The sequence below is a fragment of the Ruegeria sp. SCP11 genome (assembly GCF_040329455.1).
GTDB classification, from domain to species: Bacteria; Pseudomonadota; Alphaproteobacteria; order Rhodobacterales; family Rhodobacteraceae; genus Ruegeria; species Ruegeria atlantica_E.
The window spans coordinates 97,779-116,617 of sequence record NZ_JBDZYG010000010.1; the positions used below are offsets into that span (position 1 = coordinate 97,779).

General features: G+C 58.1%; 17 protein-coding genes. 16 read left to right on the forward strand and 1 reads right to left on the reverse strand.

The genetic code is table 11. The annotated features are described in order from the left end of the window. Positions 1-54: 54 nt before the first annotated feature. The 15 genes from ABLN94_RS16145 to ABLN94_RS16215 all read left to right on the forward strand — a co-directional run bounded on the left by ABLN94_RS16145 (position 55) and on the right by ABLN94_RS16215 (position 16,347). Positions 55-1,266 (forward strand): ABC transporter substrate-binding protein, encoded by a 1,212-nt coding sequence (locus ABLN94_RS16145; RefSeq protein ID WP_352994138.1) that lies wholly within the window; start codon positions 55-57, stop codon positions 1,264-1,266. 70 nt (positions 1,267-1,336) lie between these two features. Further along, positions 1,337-2,359: a carbohydrate ABC transporter permease gene (locus ABLN94_RS16150; RefSeq protein WP_352994141.1), complete on the forward strand. Its 1,023-nt coding sequence runs from the start codon at positions 1,337-1,339 to the stop codon at positions 2,357-2,359. A gap of 1 nt (position 2,360) precedes the next feature. After that, the gene (locus ABLN94_RS16155) at positions 2,361-3,515 is read left to right on the forward strand and encodes a carbohydrate ABC transporter permease (RefSeq protein WP_170492080.1); all 1,155 of its coding nucleotides are present in this window, start codon (positions 2,361-2,363) and stop codon (positions 3,513-3,515) included. A 128-nt stretch (positions 3,516-3,643) separates the two neighbouring features. Next, complete coding sequence (locus ABLN94_RS16160) at positions 3,644-4,174, forward strand: ester cyclase (RefSeq protein WP_352994144.1); 531 nt, start codon at positions 3,644-3,646, stop codon at positions 4,172-4,174. A gap of 11 nt (positions 4,175-4,185) precedes the next feature. Then, entirely contained in the window at positions 4,186-5,517 is a 1,332-nt protein-coding gene (gene hisD / locus ABLN94_RS16165) for a histidinol dehydrogenase (protein WP_352994147.1), read from the forward strand. After that, on the forward strand, positions 5,514-6,566 hold the full coding sequence (locus ABLN94_RS16170; RefSeq protein ID WP_352994150.1) for an ester cyclase: 1,053 nt from the start codon (positions 5,514-5,516) through the stop codon (positions 6,564-6,566). Before hisD ends, ABLN94_RS16170 begins: the two co-directional genes overlap by 4 nt. After that, positions 6,566-7,330, forward strand: a complete 765-nt coding sequence (locus ABLN94_RS16175) for an SDR family NAD(P)-dependent oxidoreductase (protein ID WP_352994153.1) — start codon at positions 6,566-6,568, stop codon at positions 7,328-7,330. Before ABLN94_RS16170 ends, ABLN94_RS16175 begins: the two co-directional genes overlap by 1 nt. Beyond that, positions 7,330-8,373: a LacI family DNA-binding transcriptional regulator gene (locus tag ABLN94_RS16180; RefSeq protein ID WP_352994156.1), complete on the forward strand. Its 1,044-nt coding sequence runs from the start codon at positions 7,330-7,332 to the stop codon at positions 8,371-8,373. The genes ABLN94_RS16175 and ABLN94_RS16180 overlap by 1 nt, the downstream gene beginning before the upstream one ends. After that, a complete protein-coding gene (locus ABLN94_RS16185) occupies positions 8,370-9,359 on the forward strand; it encodes a nuclear transport factor 2 family protein (protein ID WP_352994159.1) in 990 nt (329 codons plus the stop codon). The genes ABLN94_RS16180 and ABLN94_RS16185 overlap by 4 nt, the downstream gene beginning before the upstream one ends. Positions 9,360-9,509: 150 nt before the next feature. Next, a complete protein-coding gene (locus tag ABLN94_RS16190) occupies positions 9,510-10,469 on the forward strand; it encodes a cupin (RefSeq protein WP_352994162.1) in 960 nt (319 codons plus the stop codon). Further along, positions 10,466-11,089 carry a class I SAM-dependent methyltransferase gene (locus ABLN94_RS16195; RefSeq protein ID WP_352994165.1) on the forward strand — a complete coding sequence of 208 codons (624 nt, stop codon included), beginning with the start codon at positions 10,466-10,468 and terminating at the stop codon, positions 11,087-11,089. The genes ABLN94_RS16190 and ABLN94_RS16195 overlap by 4 nt, the downstream gene beginning before the upstream one ends. Continuing rightward, on the forward strand, positions 11,079-12,203 hold the full coding sequence (locus ABLN94_RS16200; RefSeq protein WP_352994168.1) for a cobalamin-independent methionine synthase II family protein: 1,125 nt from the start codon (positions 11,079-11,081) through the stop codon (positions 12,201-12,203). The genes ABLN94_RS16195 and ABLN94_RS16200 overlap by 11 nt, the downstream gene beginning before the upstream one ends. Continuing rightward, positions 12,200-12,895 (forward strand): alpha/beta fold hydrolase, encoded by a 696-nt coding sequence (locus tag ABLN94_RS16205; RefSeq protein WP_352994170.1) that lies wholly within the window; start codon positions 12,200-12,202, stop codon positions 12,893-12,895. Before ABLN94_RS16200 ends, ABLN94_RS16205 begins: the two co-directional genes overlap by 4 nt. Then, positions 12,892-13,587, forward strand: a complete 696-nt coding sequence (locus tag ABLN94_RS16210) for an RraA family protein (RefSeq protein WP_352994172.1) — start codon at positions 12,892-12,894, stop codon at positions 13,585-13,587. Before ABLN94_RS16205 ends, ABLN94_RS16210 begins: the two co-directional genes overlap by 4 nt. Positions 13,588-13,902: 315 nt before the next feature. Then, positions 13,903-16,347 carry a GcvT family protein gene (locus tag ABLN94_RS16215; RefSeq protein ID WP_352994174.1) on the forward strand — a complete coding sequence of 815 codons (2,445 nt, stop codon included), beginning with the start codon at positions 13,903-13,905 and terminating at the stop codon, positions 16,345-16,347. A 25-nt stretch (positions 16,348-16,372) separates the two neighbouring features. Here ABLN94_RS16215 and ABLN94_RS16220 read toward each other — a convergent pair whose 3' ends face one another. Continuing rightward, the gene (locus tag ABLN94_RS16220) at positions 16,373-17,260 is read right to left on the reverse strand and encodes a LysR substrate-binding domain-containing protein (RefSeq protein ID WP_352994175.1); all 888 of its coding nucleotides are present in this window, start codon (positions 17,258-17,260) and stop codon (positions 16,373-16,375) included. A gap of 212 nt (positions 17,261-17,472) precedes the next feature. Between ABLN94_RS16220 and ABLN94_RS16225 the strand changes: the two genes are divergently transcribed. Further along, positions 17,473-18,828, forward strand: a complete 1,356-nt coding sequence (locus ABLN94_RS16225) for an MmgE/PrpD family protein (protein ID WP_352994178.1) — start codon at positions 17,473-17,475, stop codon at positions 18,826-18,828. The last annotated feature ends 11 nt before the right edge of the window (positions 18,829-18,839 follow it).

Sequence of the window (18,839 nt, forward strand, 5' to 3'; positions counted from 1 at the left end):
GTACACAACCGGTCCGGACGTCGACGACGGACCGATCCTGACAGGGAGAAACGTATGAAACTCAAGACGATCCTCATGGCAGGTGCCATGTCCTTCGCCGCAGCTGCCGCTTGGGCTGATTGCGCCTATGAAAATGAAGTGCCGCTGAAATCGCTCTCAGCCGGGTTCGAGGCCTGGAAAGCTGTTACCGATGCAATGGCCGAATGCGGCAATTTCAGCGCGTCGCTGGACCAGGAGTTCCGCGAGAAACAGCCCGAGGCTTTCGCAGCCAACCCGGCGCTCTACCAAATTGGTGGCGTAGCCAACGAAACGATGATCCCGCTGTTGAACGCAGGTTCGCTGCGTCCGCTGGATGATCTGGTCGAGAAGTATGGTCAGGACCTCCTGCCGAACCAGCTGATCAAAGTGGACGGCAAGATCATGGCGATTGCCATGATGGTGAACGCGCAACACCTGATGTACCGCAGTGACGTTCTGGCTGATCTGGGTATCGAAGAACCCAAGACTTATGATGACGTCCTGGCTGCTGCTGCCAAGATCAAAGAAGCGGGTGTCATGAACTATCCAATTGGTGGCACCTTCAAGACCGGTTGGAATCTCGCTCAGGAATTCGTCAACATGTACATGGGCGAAGGTGGTGAGTTCTTTGGCGAAGGCAATCAGCCCTCGATCAACAACGAACAGGGCGTCAAAGCGCTTGAGACCATGAAAGCCATGACCGAGTTTATGGACCCGGAATATCTGGTGTCTGACTCCACTTATGTTCAGCAGCAGTTCCAGCAGGGCAAGATCGCAATGGCGAACCTGTGGGCCAGCCGTGCGGCCGCCATGAATGACGAAACTGAAAGCCAGGTTGTGGGCAAAGTGACCATGGCATCTGCCCCGATGGGCGCGGCTGCACCGTCGACGACCATTTGGTGGGACGGTGTCGTTTTGGCCGCAAACATGAGCGACGAAGAAGCGGATGCCGCTTTCCGCCTCGTCATGGAAGGTATGGATGGCGAGATGGTCAGCGCTAACAATGACGTCGCTGTCTGGCTGAGCCCCGCCTACACGCCGGGTGATCTGGCGGCCGGTGCTGCAGCTTCGGCAGAGAATGGCGCCAAGGCATACCCGGCGTCCGCCCCAATGGGCGTATTGCACAGTGCGCTTGGCAACGGTCTAGCCGACTATCTGACCGGTGCCAAAGATGCTCAGACCACTCTGGCTGACATCGAAGCAGAGTATCTGACCGCCGCCAAAGAAGCCGGTCTCATCAACAACTGATCCTCCCGGGGGGAGGGCTCCGGCCCTCCCATCCCTTTCTTCCCATGAGAACCATGAGAAAGGCAGAGCCATGAACTTCCGGACATTTGCCGCCTTTGTTGGCCCCTCTGTCTTTATGATGCTTCTCTTTATCGCGTTCCCGCTGGTCAGTGTGTTCAAGCAGAGCTTTTACGTCACACAACCGCTGTATGAATCTGTCGAAATCGAAACCTGCACTCCCGGGTTTCTGACCCAGACCTGTGTGACCGAGACTGTCTCGCAGCCGCAGCTGGATGAGGAAGGTAAAATCATCACCCAGACCCAGTTTGTCGGCTGGGAAAGCTATCGCAACGTATTGGAGCCGGAACGGGCCTGGCGTGCGATCAGTGATGGCAACTGGAATGTTCTTTCAACCATCAACTTCTGGAAGGCGCTGCGCTTTACCCTGACCTTCACGCTGATCACCTTACCTTTGGTCATCGTCTGTGGGCTGGGAATTGCGGTTATGATCAATAATGCGGCACAGGCGATCCGGGGGCCGGTGATCTTCATCTCATTGCTGCCCTTCATCATCACACCGGTGATCGGGGTGCTGTCGGTCAATTGGCTGTTTCGCGGCGATGGCATCCTGACCGCGATGCTGGAATGGTGGCTAAACCGGGATATTGCCCTGTTTGCGCAGGCTTGGACGATTGAAATCCTAATGATGCTCTACCGCGTCTGGCACGTCGCGCCCTTTGCCGCCATCGTGTTCTATGCCGGTCTGCAAACGGTCAATCAGGACAGCCTGGAAAGCGCGGTGATCGACGGTGCGACTCGCTGGCAGCGGATGAAGTACATCGTCATCCCACACCTGATGCCGCTGATCATCTTCGTGTCGATGATCCACCTGATGGACAGCTACCGAGTGTTCGAAGAGATCGTCGGTTTCGCAAGCCAGGGCTATGTCATCTCGCTGCAATGGCTGACCTACGACTTCCTGGTGCCTGATCAGGCCGGTAACCGCTCGATCAGCCGAGCCTCGGCCAGCGCCATGCTGACCATGATCGGCATCGCCATCCTGCTTATCTTCCCGCTGCGCCGGACATGGCGCGATCACAAAGGAGGTCACTGACATGTCCTCGCGCGCGCTTCGCCAACCGCTCAGCCTGAGGCTGACCTCGAACATCTTCCTGACCTTCTGGTGCCTTGTTGCCATCTTCCCGATCTTCTGGATCACGGTGATGAGTTTCAAATCCCCAGTTGATGCCTTTGACAGCAACGCCCTGAACGTGATTTTCGGGCCAACGACTCTGTCTAACGGCAACGGGCTGTCGCTGCTGGATATTATACTTGGTATCGCCGTGATCTGGGGCACCATCGCTCTGGTGTCCAAGAAAATGCCTGCAATGATCAAAGCCTATTCCAAGGAAGGTCAGGAGTGGTTTGGTTGGGTGATCGGTATTCTGGCCGCCGCAGTGGGCTTTCTGGTTGTATTCTTCGTGATACTTCCCGCCATTCTGAGCGTGTTGAATCCACTCTTTGGTCCGCTGGGGCGTGACATACTGGGTCTGACCACCGAACACTATAAAACCGTCTGGATCGACCGCGGCTTCTCGAACAACTTCAAGAACTCGCTGATCGTGACCTCGGGCGTTGTCATCCTGTCACTTTCGGTCGGGACGTTGGCGGGCTATGGGCTGGCGCGGTCGGGGTCAAATCTGGCTTTCTGGCTTCTGATCGTCGCTTTGATCTTCCGCGCTTTGCCGCCATCGGCGCTGGTCGCAAGCTATCTGCCGGTTTTTATCAGCTCGTCTGAATGGCTGGCACCGATCCTGGGCGAAAACGCACCGACTCTCTATGGTAAGCCCTTCGCCGTGATCGCGGTGCTGGTGGCGATCAACCAACCGTTTACGATCTGGATGCTGCGCTCCTTCTTCCAAAACATCCCCGCCGAACTGGATGAGGCCGCGCGTGTCGACGGTTGCAATCACTTCCAAGCATTCCGCCGGGTGATCATGCCGGTGATGTGGCCGGGGGTGATCACCACCGGGTTGTTCAGCTTCCTGCTGGCCTATAACGACATTCTTGTCACCTCGTTGCTGCTGGACGCGCAGAACCAGACCATGGTTCCTGCCATCGTTGGCATGTTCAATCGCGAGACCACCACAACTGACCAAGTAGTTGCCGTGGCCGCTGCCGTGTCGATCACTGCGCCGCTGATCTTCCTTGTGCTGATCTTCCAGCGCCAGATTGTCAGCGGTTTGACAGCCGGGGCGGTGAAGGGCTGATGAGCAACCACGCCCGCCATAACGCCATGTCACGCCACCCGGCGCTGAACAGGATGCCCAGGGATTTTCTGAGTGTTGGGGGCCTTTCCCCCACTCTCTTCCCTGTAAAACCTGAAAGGACATGACACATGAAAGGTTCCCGCCCCGAACAAGCGGTTCTGACTCGCGACACGGACCTCAGCAAAACAGATGACACACGCCGTGTGATTGAAACCATGGTGGACGGTCTGAACGACCACCGCATCGACGATATAGGTGAGTTCTTTGCCCAGGGCTTTCGCTGGATGGGCAATCAGGGCTGCGGTACCAAGACTGGCCTGAAAGAGTTTCAGGACAACTGGCAGCGCCCGTTTCAGGCCGCGTTCTCAGACAAGACCTGCATTGATGAGGCACGTCTGTACATGGGTGAATGGGCGGCCGCCTTCGGCCGTCAGGAAGCCACCCATTCGGGTGAGTTTCTGGGCATCGCCCCCACCGGTAAACGGGTTGAGATTCGCTACATGGATTTCTGGAAAGTGGTCGATGGCAAGATCGTCGACAATTGGGTGAATGTCGATTTCGCCCACGTCGCGGCGCAGCTGGGCGTCGATCTGTTCAACGGTGAAGGCTGGGAAGCCTATGACCGGGGGGAAAAGGTTCCGCCCCGGCCCGAAAACTGAGGATTGGAAACATGACAATCGAGTATCTGAAACGCGGTAAGTCTGACGCCGACCGGGCCGAAGATGACGCCAAGACCCGTGCCGTGGTCGAGGCGACCCTTAAAGACATCGAAACCCGTGGTGATACCGCCGTGCGTGAACTGAGCGAGAAGTTTGATAACTACTCGCCGCCTTCGTTCCGGCTGAGCCAGCAGGAAATCGACGACCTGATCGGACAGCTGACCGACCGCGAACTGGCCGACATCAAGTTCGCGCAGGAACAGGTGCGTAACTTCGCACAGGCACAGCGCGACTCAATGCTGGATATCGAGGTCGAAACCTTGCCGGGCGTGATCCTGGGCCACAAGAACATCCCTGTGCAGTCCGTGGGTTGCTATGTACCCGGCGGTAAGTTCCCGATGGTGGCGTCGGCGCATATGTCGGTGGCGACGGCCTCGGTCGCCGGTGTTCCGCGCATCATCGCCTGCACGCCTCCGTTCAACGGCAAGCCAAATGCGGCTGTGATCGCAGCGATGCATCTGGGCGGCGCGCATGAGATTTATGTCATGGGCGGCATTCAGGCCATCGGCGCGATGGCGATCGGGACCGAGACCATCGATCCGGTTCATATGCTGGTTGGCCCCGGTAATGCGTTCGTTGCCGAAGCCAAGCGTCAACTGTTTGGCCGCGTCGGCATAGATCTGTTCGCCGGTCCGACCGAGACCATGGTCATCGCCGATGAAACCGCAGCTGACGCTGAGCTTTGCGCCACCGACCTGCTGGGTCAGGCCGAGCATGGCTATAACAGCCCCTGCGTTCTGCTGACCAACTCGCGCAAACTGGCCGAGGAAACTCTGTCCGAGATCGACCGTCTGCTGGGTATTCTACCGACGGCGGGTACTGCTAAAGTGTCGTGGGACGAGTATGGCGAAGTGATCGTCTGCGACACCTATGACGAGATGCTGCAGGTCGCTGATGACATTGCCTCGGAACATGTGCAGGTGATGACCGACCGCGATGACTGGTTCCTTGAAAACATGACCTGCTATGGCGCTCTGTTCCTTGGGCCGCGTACCAATGTGTCGAACGGGGATAAGGTGATTGGCACCAACCACACGCTGCCGACGAAGAAGGCCGGGCGTTACACCGGCGGGCTATGGGTTGGTAAGTACCTGAAGACGCACAGCTATCAAAAGGTGCTGACCGATGAGGCAGCGACGCTGATCGGCGAATATGGCTCGCGCCTGTGTATGTTGGAAGGCTTCGTCGGTCATGCTGAGCAATGCAACATCCGTGTGCGCCGCTATGGCGGCATCAACGTGCCCTATGGCGAACCGGCACCTTACCGGGACGCGGCCGAATGAGTGACAAGCATACCCAGCACAAGGCCCTGATCGCTCCACTCAGGGCTGCTATGTATGATTTTTCCGAGGCCAGTGTGCGAAAGGCACTGGCCGAGGTCACGACTTCGGATGCCGTGTTCCATCTGTGCCATCCTTTTGGCGACAGCACTGGCAGCGATGCCTTCTACGACAGCGCCTATAAAGACCTGCTGGCCGCCTGGCCTGATCTGGAACGCCGCGACTATATCGTTATGGCCGGGCCGGATGAGGATGGTGCCAATTGGGTCGGTTGCGGAGGCTATTACACTGGAACCTTCATCGGCCCGTGGTTGGATATCCCACCAACCGGTCATCAGGTCACAATGCGGTTCCACGAATTCTACCGGTTCGTGGACGATAAGGTTGTTGAGGTTCAGGCGCTTTGGGACATCCCCGAGGTGATGATGCAAGCCAATGCCTGGCCGATGGTGCCTAGCCTTGGCCACGAATGGCATGTACCCGGCCCTGCAACGCAGGATGGATTTGTGCCCGGTCCCTATGATGCAGCCAAGGGCAAGGCCACCTGCCAGCACATCATCGACATGCTGGATCACCTAAAGAAACACCCGTCGCAAGGCGGTCCCGAAGTGATGGAGATGGAGCGGTTCTGGCATCCGCGCATGAACTGGTACGGCCCTTCGGGCATCGGTACCGGGCGCGGCTATGCTGGCTTTCGCAACTGGCACCAGATCCCATTCCTGAACGGAATGCCGGATCGGGGGCAGTATGTGGACGAGATCACGTATCACTTCTTTGGTGATGGCGAATATGCGGCGGTGACCGGCTGGCCAAACATGATCCAAACCGTCACCCATGATGGCTGGCTGGGGATTGCGCCATCAGGCAAGAAGATCACCATGCGCAGCCTCGATTTTTGGCGGCTGGAAAATGGGCGCATCCGGGAAAACTGGGTTCTGGTCGATTTGCTGGACGCTTACCGGCAGCTTGGCGTTGACGTCTTTGCCCGTCTGCGGGAATTCAACAAGGCCCGAAATCTGGGCCGTATTGAAACGCCTGATGGAATGAGCTGATGACAGACTTGCCCCGCACCCCTTCGTTTTCGCTGAACGGCAAAACCGCCCTTGTGACCGGAGCGTCTTCCGGCATTGGGCAGGGTTGTGCCGTGGCCCTGGCCGAGGCCGGAGCCCATGTGGTTTGCGCCGCGCGGGGCGCGGACCGGTTGGCCGAGACCGTGGCGGCGTTGCAGGGGCAAGGCTGGTCAGCCGAGGCTGCGGTTGTGGATCAGGGCGACTTGGGTGCCCTGCAGCAGCTTTTTGAGGGGCGTGTCTTTGACGTGGTGGTAAATTCTGCCGGCACCGCGCGCCACGGCCCGGCGGTTGAGACCACGCCTGAGGATTTCGACGCGGTTACGGATGTGAACCTGCGTTCGGCCTATTTCCTGTCGGCCTATGCAGCCAAAGCGCTGATGGCGGCGGGCAAGCCGGGGTCGATCATCCATATCTCCAGCCAGATGGGCCATGTCGGCGGAGTCGACCGGGCGCTGTATTGTGCGACCAAGCATGGGCTGGAAGGCATGGTCAAAGCCATGGCCATCGAATGGGGCAAGCAGCGGATACGCATCAACACGGTGTGCCCGACCTTCATTCGTACGCCCTTGACACAATCGACCTTCGACAATCCCGAACGGGCCGCCTGGATCATGGAAAAGATCAAGCTGGATCGCGTGGGTGAGGTCGAGGATATCATGGGAGCGGTCACTTACCTTGCCTCGGATGCCTCGGCTTTGGTCACGGGCACTTCGATGCTGATTGACGGCGGATGGACGGCGGACTGATGGCTGATAAAGTCACATCCCTGCAAGTTGCGCAGCTGGCGGGTGTCAGCCAGTCGGCAGTCAGCCGGGTGTTCACACCCGGTGCCTCGGTCAGTAAAAAGACCGAGGAGAAAGTACGCAAGGCTGCTGCCGAACTGGGCTATCGCCCCAACGTTTTGGCGCGGGCCATGGTGTCCGGCAAAAGCCGCATCATTGGTCTGGTAGTGGCCTATTTGGACAATTATTTCTATCCCGAAGCGCTTGAGAAACTGTCCAACGCCTTGCAGGAGCAGGGGTACCACGTCCTGATCTTCATGGCCTCTCGAACAGCGGGCAATATCGATACCGTGATGGAAGAAATCCTCGACTACCAGGTGGATGGAGTCATTCTGGCCTCTGTGGCGATGTCGTCGGATATTGTCATGCGGTGCCAGCAGGCTGGCGTGCCGGTGGTGCTGTTTAACCGCAGCCAGGATATCGAGGGGGTTACCACCGTAGCCTCGGACAATTTTGGCGGCGGGCGCAAGGTTGCCGAATTTCTTGTGCAAGGCGGCCACCAGCGTATTGCTTACATCGCCGGATGGCAGGGGGCCTCAACCCAGCGGGACCGAGAGGCCGGATTTCGCGCGGCTCTGACAGAGGCGGGGCACGCGCTGTTCGCGCATCAGGTTGGCGACTTCCACACCGAAAAGGCCCGCGCAGCGGCCCGGAGGATGTTTGATGTCGCACCCGATCAGCGGCCGGATGCCGTCTTTGTTGCCAATGACCATATGGCGTTGGCGGTAATGGATGTGATCCGCTTTGAACTTGGCCTGCGAGTGCCCGAGGATGTCTCGGTCGTGGGCTACGACGACGTGCCACCCGCCGGGTGGCCCGCCTATAATCTGACGACGATCCGGCAACGGGCCAACCTTATGGTGGCTGAAACTGTTGCCGCGCTTTTTGAACATATCGGTACCCCGGACACCGCTGAGCCGCGCAAGGTGGCCATTGACGGACCATTGGTCGTGCGGACCTCGGCTCGGTTGCCTAAGGGGTGGACTCCACAAAGGACTGAGACATGAAAGGCTTCGATTCGAAGTTCCGGGACTTCCCGGACTACATCATCGGTATCACCAAAGAAATCTGGGAAGACCGGGGCATCGCCACGCTGCATGACTATTACAGCAAGGATATCGTCGTGCGCTCACCCGCGTCAGTGGTGTTGGGTAACCAGAACGTCATTGGCGCGACCATGGCGACGCTGGCCGAGTTTCCTGATCGGCAACTTCTGGGCGAGGACGTGATCTGGTCCGGTGCACCGGAAGAGGGGATGCTAAGTTCGCACCGGATCATTTCGACTGCAACGCATCTTGCCGGAGGAGTCTATGGCCCGGCGACCGGCACAAAGTTGCGCTATCGGATTCTGGCTGACTGCCACGCCATCGACAATCAGATCAACGACGAGTGGCTGATCCGTGACCAAGGTGCGATCGTTCGTCAGATGGGCTGGGACCCCAAGGAATACGCCGCAGATCTGATCGCGCGCGAGGGCGGGCCGGAGAACTGTGTCAAACCGCTGACGCCCGCCACTGATCAGCCCGGCCCCTACAAGGGCACAGGCAACGACAATGAATGGGGCCAGCGCTACGCCGATATCCTGACCCGGATCATGAACGCCGATATGGGTGCGATCGAAGCCGAGTATGATCGCGCCGTACAGTCCGAATATGTGGGCGGTGTGACCGGTCACGGTTGGGACTCCGTGGATCGGTTCTGGATGGGTCTGCGCGCCAGCTTCCCCAATGCCGAGTTTAAGATCGAACACCAGATCGGACGAGATGACCCGAACATGGCGCCCCGTGCGGCAGTCCGCTGGAGCCTGTGGGGCAAGCACGATGGATGGGGTGCCTTTGGTGCTCCGACCGGCGCTCAGGTCTATGTTCTGGGCATTAGCCATGCCGAGTTCGGCGAGTTGATAACCGGCCAGCCGCAGCTGCGCCGCGAGTACACATTGTTCGATGAAACCACGATCTGGAAACAGATCCTACTTCAGGTTGGAGAGGGTTAAGTGAGCAGAATGGTCTCATCTCTCAACGCCAGTCAGGCAGCGCGGCGCTATCATACGCACCGCGCCTCGCTGCGGGCGCGGCGACTGAACAACCGTCCTCCAGGGGTTTGGGATTGATCCCAACAACCCCAATTTCAAGGAGACAAACTCATGAGCACCATCCAACAACGCATCGTCCGCTATGGCGAACTGCAGCCCTGCAAAACCGCCTTTATCGACGCCCATACCCCGGGTAGCGATCAGAAAGAAAACTTTACCATTGTCGGTGGCGGCGTTTCGGAATCCCCGGACCAACATGTACACATCACCGACAAGATCGGTTTCAACATCGGTGCGGCAGGTCAGCCGCCCAAGTGCCGCAACTCATTGCACAGCCACACCACCGCCGAGGTGTTTTTCGTAGCCAAAGGCCGTTGGCGCTTTTTCTGGGGCCGCTATGGAACGGCGGGCGAATTCATTGCCGAAGAAGGTGATATCTTCAACATCCCCACCGGAATCTTCCGTGGATTCGAAAACGTGGGCGACGACTACGGCATGATCATGTCGATCCTTGGTGGCGACGACGCGGGCGGCGGCGTTACCTGGGCACCTCAGGTCATCGAAGATGCGCAGGCGCACGGCCTGATGCTGGGTGACAACGGAGTGCTCTACGATTCCAAGAAAGGTCAGGAACTACCGCACAATGTGCGCCCGATGCCGCTGCTGACCGAGGAGGATTTGAAAGCTTTCCCCGAAGTGCCCGTTGATGCGGTAATAGGAAAATATGTAGCGCGTTATTGGGACCTTATGGCGCTGGCCGCTGACAAACCCGCGCTGGTGATTGGTGAGACCGGTATCATCAAGGACAAGCCGGGTTTTGAGGTCGACTTCCTAACCCGCGGCTCGGCTGCTGACGACGCGGTCACAGCAGACAAGCCGGTGGTTCTGATGCCGGCCAGTGGGCATTGGCGTATCACGGTGGACGGGTATGAAACGACATTGTGCAACGGCGATACTGCAGTGGTGATGCCTGGTGAAACATACAGCGTCGCCCCGTCCATGACGGGACAGGCGGGGCTGTATCGCATCACGGCGACGGACGATCCTGCCGGGGCAACCTGGGCCGGATGACCGTCGATCCCGGAGATACCCATGCCGTTTATGAACGGCAGGCCAGAGCCTACGATGAGCAACGCTCTCGGGCCCTGTTCGAAGCGCGCTGGCTGGCGCGCTTCACCGCGAGCCTGAATTCCGGAGATCACGTGCTGGACTTGGGATGCGGTACAGGTGAGCCGATAGCACGCTGGTTCAAGGCCGAAGGCTTCACTGTGACTGGCGTGGATTTCTCCGAGGCGATGCTGACGATTGCTCGGAATCGCTGGCCGGACGGAGATTGGCGGCAAGCGGATATGCGCGATTTCGAACTGGATCGGCAATTCGAGGGCATTATCGCCTGGAACAGCTTTTTCCACCTGACGGGGGATGAGCAGGAAGACTGTATTGCCCGTATGTCTCGGCATTTGAAACCCGGTGGAAACCTAATGCTGACCGTTGGTCCCAGTGCGGGTGAAGAGACCGGAACCGTCGGGGATGAACTGGTCTATCATGCCTCACTTTCGCCAGCAGATTATGCCGTGTGCTTGGAGGAAAATGGCCTGCGGATGACGGGGTTTCTGGCCAAGGACCCTGACACTGAAAGCCACAGCGTCCTGATGGCGCGGAAGATTAAAGGAGACGCAGATGCCGGTTAAGACAACCCATGTCGGATCACTGCCCCGTACGCAGGAGGTAGTGGATTTCATTTTTGCACGGGAAAACGGCGAGCCTTTTGAAACCTCGGCCTTTGACGCATGCATGACCGATGCAGTTTCTGAAACTGTGCGCAGACAGGTTGAGGCTGGCGTGGATATCGTCAGTGATGGTGAGACCTCGAAGATTTCTTACGCGACCTATGTCAAGGATCGCTACACGGGCTTTTCCGGTGACAGCCCTCGCAATGCCCCGGCGGATCTGAAGATGTTTCCCAGCTTTCTTGAACGGCTCGCCAATGATGGTGGCACGCCGCAATATGCGCGGCCAATGTGCACGGGCGAGGTCCGATCAAAAGGGCAGGGCGAGCTTGAGAAGGACATTGCCAACCTCAAGGCGGCGATTGAACAGCATGGAGCTGAACGTGGTTTCATGAATGCAGCGTCGCCGGGTGTCATTTCGCTGTTCCTGCAGAATGATTTTTACTCCACGCGCGAGGCTTACCTGGCCGCTTTGGCAGATGCGATGAAGGACGAGTACGAAACCATCGTGGCCGCCGGTCTGGACCTGCAACTGGATTGTCCCGATCTGGCTCTGTCGCGTCATATGCTTTTCACTGACCTCACGGATGATGAGTTCATCAAAATCGCAGACATGCACGTCGAGGCACTGAACCATGCACTTCAGAATGTCCCGCAGGACCGTGTTCGCGTGCACATCTGTTGGGGCAACTACGAAGGTCCGCATTGCTGCGATATTGCGATGGACAAGGTGTTCAGTACTCTGATGGCGACCAAGTCCCGTTATGTCTTGTTCGAGACGTCCAACCCGCGTCACGCTCATGAATGGACAGTATTCCGCGACCGCAAGGCTGACATTCCCGATGACAAGGTATTGGTGCCGGGCGTTGTTGACACCACTACGAACTTTGTCGAACACCCGGAACTGGTGGCTCAGCGGATCGAGCGCTTTACCGATATCGTTGGACCGAACAGGGTGATCGCAGGAAGCGATTGCGGCTTCGGAACTTTCGCGGGTTTCGGCGCGATAGACCCGCAGATTGCCTATGCCAAGCTGGCATCGATGTCTGAAGGTGCAAGGCAGGTTGCAGCATGACCCCCTTGATTTTCCTACCGGGCATGATGTGCGATGCCCGCCTATTCGGCCCTCAGATTAATGCGCTGTCGGGCAAGATGCCCATTATGACCTTTCCAATGTGTCGACATGACAGCGTGACAGTCATGGCCGCCGAAATCCTGGACAACGCACCGCCCGCCTTCGCTTTGGCGGGCCTGTCGATGGGCGGTATCGTGGCAATGGAAGTCTTACGACAAGCCCCAGAACGCGTATCGCGTCTGGCGCTTCTTGACACCAACCCGTTGGCTGAAAAGCCTGAAGTTAAAGCTCGCCGTGCCCCTCAAATGACCGCAGTACGCGAAGGTAAACTGAGGCAGGTGATGCGCGACGAGATGAAGCCCAATTATTTGGCCGATGGCCCCAATCAGGGCGCTATTTTGGACTTGTGTATGGCTATGGCTCTGGATTTAGGCCCAGATGTTTTCCTTCGTCAATCGCTGGCTTTAAGGGACCGTCCCGACCAACAGGCAACCCTTTCAGGGTATTCCGGCAAAACTCTGGTTTTGTGCGGGCGGGAAGACGCTTTGTGCCCAGTCGAACGCCACCAACTCATGCACGATCTGCTGCCCGCCAGCACGCTCGAAATAATCGAAGGCGCAGGACACCTGCCCACCCTGGAACAACCCCATGACACCACGGCGGCACTGATCCGCTGGTTGGAGGACGCATGACACCTTCCCTTATCTCGCTGCTCAAAAAAGTGGACACGCCGACTGTTTGCAACGCTATCGAAGTGGCCCAGGGCAAACGTGGGTTCAACGGGTTCACGCGCGGCAACATGATGTGCTCTGCCCCTGATGAACCGGCCATTGTCGGCTTTGCTCGTACCGCCAAAATAGCGGCAGTCAATCCGCCGACTGAGCCGCCGGAAATCATCAAGGCGCGGCGGATGGCGTATTACAAGTACATGGCCGAAGGCCCCAGCCCGTCGGTCGCGGTGATCGAGGATTTGGATTACCCAGAGTGCATCGGTGCTTATTGGGGCGAGATCAATACAACTGTGCACAAAGGCTTTGGCATGTCCGGGGCTTTAACAAACGGAGTTATGCGCGATCTGGGTGACTTGCCCGACGGCTTTCCGGTTGTCGCAGGATCAGTCGGACCCAGCCACGGTTTCGTCCACGTGCGCGAGATCGACAGTCCAGTCTCGGTGTTTGGGCTGACGGTACGTCCAGGGGATTTGATCCATGCCGACCGTCACGGCGCACTGGTGGTACCTGACGACGTTGTCGATCAGCTCGAGGGCGCGATCCAAAAGTTGTTATCGACCGAACGCATTGTACTCGATGCCGCCCGGAAATCCGGTTTTGGGTTTGAAGCGTTTGAAGCCGCATGGTCAGCATTTGAAAAGGCCAGGGTCTGACAAGATATCTCGAAAGCCGGGCATTCCTGTTCGTGCCTGGCTTAGTGGGACTCTGCAGCATCGCTGACATGCGCAGCAGCGAAGTTCACACGCTCAACACGAGCGCAGGCAATGCCCCCGTTTTTTTTGTGAGAGTTTTTGGCGGCTGCCTCATATATCTTGCTGGAATGATACCTCTGCATGGATGGTTCCAGATGTCAGGAGACGACACTTGTATTCTTAGGCAAAGGCCGTTCGGCCCGCTGAATACTGTCTCGGTCTGCAGGGAACCATAAATCCCACCTTGGCCAGAAACCCTTACAGGAAAGAAAACCCATGAAAACTCATGCACAAGCAGTCGTAATTGGTGGCGGTCTGGCCGGATGTTCGATCCTGTATCACCTGGCCAAGCTGGGCTGGACGGATGTTATCCTGCTGGAACGGGATGAGTTGACCAGCGGCTCGACCTGGCACGCAGCAGCCAATATTCACGGGCTGCACGACAACAACAACATCACCCGCATCCAGCACTATACGATGAATTTGTATAAAGAGTTGGAGAAGGAAACCGGTCAGAGCTGCGGTGTGTTCCAGCCCGGCTCGTTGTACCTAGCTCAGACCGAAGAGCGTGAGCATCAGCTGCGCCTGCAAGAGGCCAAGGCCAGATTCTATGGGTTGAATTTCCACGAGGTCAGCCGGGAAGAGGCAAAAGAGCTACACCCGCTGGCGCAGTTCGATGATATTCGCTGCATCATGTATGAACCCGATGGCGGTAATGTGGACCCCTCGGGCGTGCCCCATGCCTATGCCGCCGGGGCGCGTGCCATGGGCGCCACCATCGAACGGTTCTGCCCGGTGATTGGGACCGAGCAACAGCCCGACGGCAGCTGGATCGTGCGCACGACTAAGGGCGACATTCACACGCAATGGGTGGTGAACGCCGCAGGCCTCTGGGGCCGTGAGGTGGCGGCGCTGGCGGGTCTGACCCTGCCGCTGCAACCGACCGAGCATCAGTATTTCGTGACCGAAAGCATCGACGAGGTGGCCAATCTGGGTCGCCGTCTGCCCTCGATTGCCGACCGGGATGGCGAGTACTACTTCCGTCAGGAAGGCAATGGCTTGCTGATCGGCGCTTATGAGAAGGACATGAAGTTCTGGGCCGAAGACGGCACGCCACTGGACTTCGCCCATGAGCTGTTCCCCGACGATCTGGACCGGATCATGGAAAACGTGATCCGCGCCACCGAGCGTGTGCCGGTTGCGGCCACCGCTGGGGTCAAACGGGTGATCAACGGGCCAATGATCTGGTCGCCTGACTCCAACATGCTGTGGGGGCCGGTTCCTGAGCTGAAGAATTATTTCCTGATCGGAGGTCTGATCCCCGGTTTCTCACAGTCCGGTGGTTTGGGCCTGTTGGCGGCGCAATGGATGATCCAGGGCGAGCCGCAATATGACATGTTCGCCTGGGATCTGGCCCGCTTTGGCGACTGGGCCGACAAGAACTTCACCAAGGCACGAGTGCAGGATTCTTATGTCCACCGCTTCAAGATCCACTTCCCGAACGAGGAACGCAGCGCCGGCCGTCCGGCCCGCGTACGTCCGGCGTATGAGATGCAAAAGGACATGGGCTGCGTCTTTGGCTTGAACTGCGGCTGGGAACACCCGCTGTGGTTCGCCGATCAGCCGGGAACCGAAGAAACCAACGGCTTTACCCGCCAGAACTGGTTCGATCCGGTGGGCCGCGAGGTGAAGATGCTGCGCGAGAATGTCGGTGTCATCGACATCTCGAACTTTGCCAATTACGTGATCAAGGGTCCGGGCGCGCATGACTGGCTGGACAAGCTGGTGGCCAACCGGGTGCCAACTGAGGTGGGGCGTTCTTGCCTGACTCCGTTGATCTCGGTGCGTGGGGGCGTGGCGGGCGACTTCACAATCACCAAGGTTGCCGAGGATGAATACATGATGATCGGATCGGGTATGGCCGAACGCTATCATCAACGGTTCTTCAACATGGTTCCGATGCCCGAAGGCACAGCGGTCGAGGTCGCAACCGACCGCATCGCAGGGTTTAACGTGGCCGGGCCAAAGTCGCGCGATCTGTTGCAGCGCTTGACTAATGCGGATCTGTCGAACGAGGCGTTCCGCTTCATGCGCTCAGCCACGATCGAGGTCGCCGGGGTCACGTGCCTTGCCATCCGTGTCAGCTTTACCGGTGATTTGGGGTGGGAGCTGCACTGTGCCGAGGAGGATCAGACTCGGCTCTTCACCGCGCTGCTGGATGCCGCGCGGGAACTGGACGGTGGCCCGGTTGGCGGCCGTGCGCTGGGATCGCTGCGTATTGAAAAAGGCTATGGTTCATGGGGTCGTGAGTACTCGCAGGAATACTACCCGCAAGAGGTTGGGCTGGCGGGTCTGATCAAGCTGGACAAGGAGTTCCTGCACAAAGACGCCTATCTGGCCATCAAGGACAACGCGCCGCGTGAACTGTTCTCGATCTTCGAAGTCGATGTGACCGAAGAGGCCGACGCCACCGGGGGTGAGCCGATCTTTGCCACCGACGGCACGTCTGCGGGTCGCGTGACTTCAGGTGCTTATGGGTATTCAGTCGGGAAGTCGCTGGCGCTGGGTTATGTAGACCCGAAGGTGGCCCAACCCGGCGACACGGTTGAGATCTTTATTCTGGGTAAACCTCACAAGGCTAAGGTTCTTGCAGAAGCCCCATTTGATCCCAAAGGTCACCGCCTGCGCGATGTCAAACCTGCAATGGAGGAGGCCGTTTGATCGGCCCTGCCAGCTAACGGGCCGGTCAATTGTCCATTTCGGCTGCTGCCTGCAGCAGCCATTCCTGAAACAGCCTGACCGGCGTCGACACAGGTTTCTCTTTGAGCCGAATGAAATAAGCCCAGGGGCTTTCCAAATCAAAGGTGAAAGGTTCGATCAGCAGCCCCCGGTCCACATGAGACTTGGTCAGTGAGCGCGGCAGGGCAACGCATCCCAGCGAATTTGCCGCCATTTCCATTGCTAGATTCGAAGCATTTGTCCGCAGCCCGTCCTTCTGGTTCAGATCGGACAATCCGAAATGTTGGGCCACACGCTCCCAATAAGCGGGGCGGCCCAGAATATGGATGAGCGGCGCGTCCTGCAGTTGGGTCGGATCGGTCAATGGCGCGCCTTCGAGCCGGAAGTCAGGTGCGCAAACCACCGAGAGTTTTTCCGGCCACATCCGCTCGGCATCTGACACAACATCATCAATGTGGTCGATTGTGATCGAGATGTCCGAAACATTCGCTCCGACATCGCTCCACAGCGTGCCATGCACGGTCAGGTCGATATCCGGGTGCACGGCGTTAAAACCGCGAATGACGTCAGGCAGCCAGTTTTCGGCTAGACTTACCGGACAGGACACCACCACTTTGCGGTTATGTGAACGTTGAATGACGGACTGGGTGGCCACGTCTATTTCCTGCAACGCGTGGCGAACGGATGGCAGGTATGCCTCGCCTACGTCAGTCAAGGACAGGGATCGAGCATGACGGACAAAAAGTGGCCTTTGCAAGAACTCCTCAAGTGAGCGCACGTGATTACTGACGGCCGATTGGGTGCAGTTCAATTCTTCAGCGGCGCTGGTGAAACTCAAATGGCGGGCGGCGGCTTCGAAAGACCGCAGAAAAGTCAGGTGGGGCAGGTTCATCATGACGGTACTTTTCAAACAGAGCGCAGAGCAAAGTTATGGGCCAATTTGGTTGAGTCTTGTTCAACTGCGACTCTTGATCCGTTTCATAAGCTAAACGCAGAGCGAGAAAAGCTGCAAATAAACTGGGGCCATAGCCCCAAGAATGTTTTCGTGCCTCGATGATAAAACCTGCCTAAGGTTTTTCAAACCATGCAAGCTAGCCGCAGGATGCCGTGACAGACACTTTCCAAACCGTCGCCGAGTTTGCGCTTGAACGCCGCGCGCAAGATTTTCCTGAAACCACGCGGGCAGCAGCAGCACTAATGCTGCTCGATACGCTGGGTATTACCATCGGCGCGGGGCCTATGACGGCGGGTCGCATCGCGCGCGAGGGTGCATTGGCCCTTTTTGGCACCGGCGAACCGAACATGAGCGCCCGAATGCTGTTCGATGGCCGACGGGTCAGTATTGCGGGCGCAGCGTATGCGGCGGCCACCCAAACCGATAACCTAGACGGCCATGACGGGTATAACCCAACCAAAGGCCACATAGGTGTGGTTGTTGTTCCGGCTCTGGCCGCGATTGCAGAAACTGTCGGTGATTTTTCTGGCCCAGAGGCACTGGCTGCCGTGACCATCGGCTATGAGGTCGCAGGGCGCGCGGGGCTTTCGCTGCACAACACAGTCAGCGACTATCATACCTCGGGCGCATGGAACGCTCTGGGGGTCGTGGCAGTTGCAGCGCGTTTGCGCGGTCTGGATGCGGAACAGATGCGGCAGGCCATGGGGATCGCTGAATATCACGGTCCGCGCAGCCAGATGATGCGCGAGATTGCCAACCCCACCATGCTGCATGACGGCTCGGGCTGGGGGGCGTTGGTGGGTATTTCGGCAGCGGTTCTGGCCGAGAAAGGGTTTACTGGCGCACCTGCGATCACCATCGAGGCCGAAGAAGTTGCGTCTCACTGGCAGGATCTGGGCACATTCTGGCAGATGGAGCACCAATACGTAAAACCTTATCCGATCTGTCGCTGGGCTCATGCGGCGATTGATGCCACGCGGGCGTTGATGCGCGATCACGACCTGACGCATGAAGATATTGCGACGATTCAGGTCAACACCTTTCGAGAAAGCGCCTGTCTGTTTCAGGGCATGCCAGACGATACTTCGAAGGCGCAATATTCGCTGCCGTTCGCCGTTGCGACTATGGTGGCCTACGGCCGTATCGGTGTTGAACATATCACAGGATCTGGCCTGTCCGATCCGTTGGTGGCCTCTATTGTCGACCGTATTTCGGTTGCCGAAGTAGCACGGCATTCAGAGCGTTTCCCCGAAAGCCGGGTCGCCGATGTCAGCATCGTATTGAAAGACGGAAGAGTGCTGGACTCCGGAGATGTTCATGCCCGCGGCGGGCCTGAAGCACCAATGGAGCAGAGCGAGGTGATTGAAAAATTCATGGAATTTGCGGCTCCTAGTCTGGGCGTCGCCCGCGCCGAGGATATTCGCGATGCGGTCTTGGCTTTGCAGGCGCCTAGTTCAAAGTTCTCGGACCTCGGCGCATTGATATACGACGCGCCGGACAACCGTTAGGATCTGAGCGC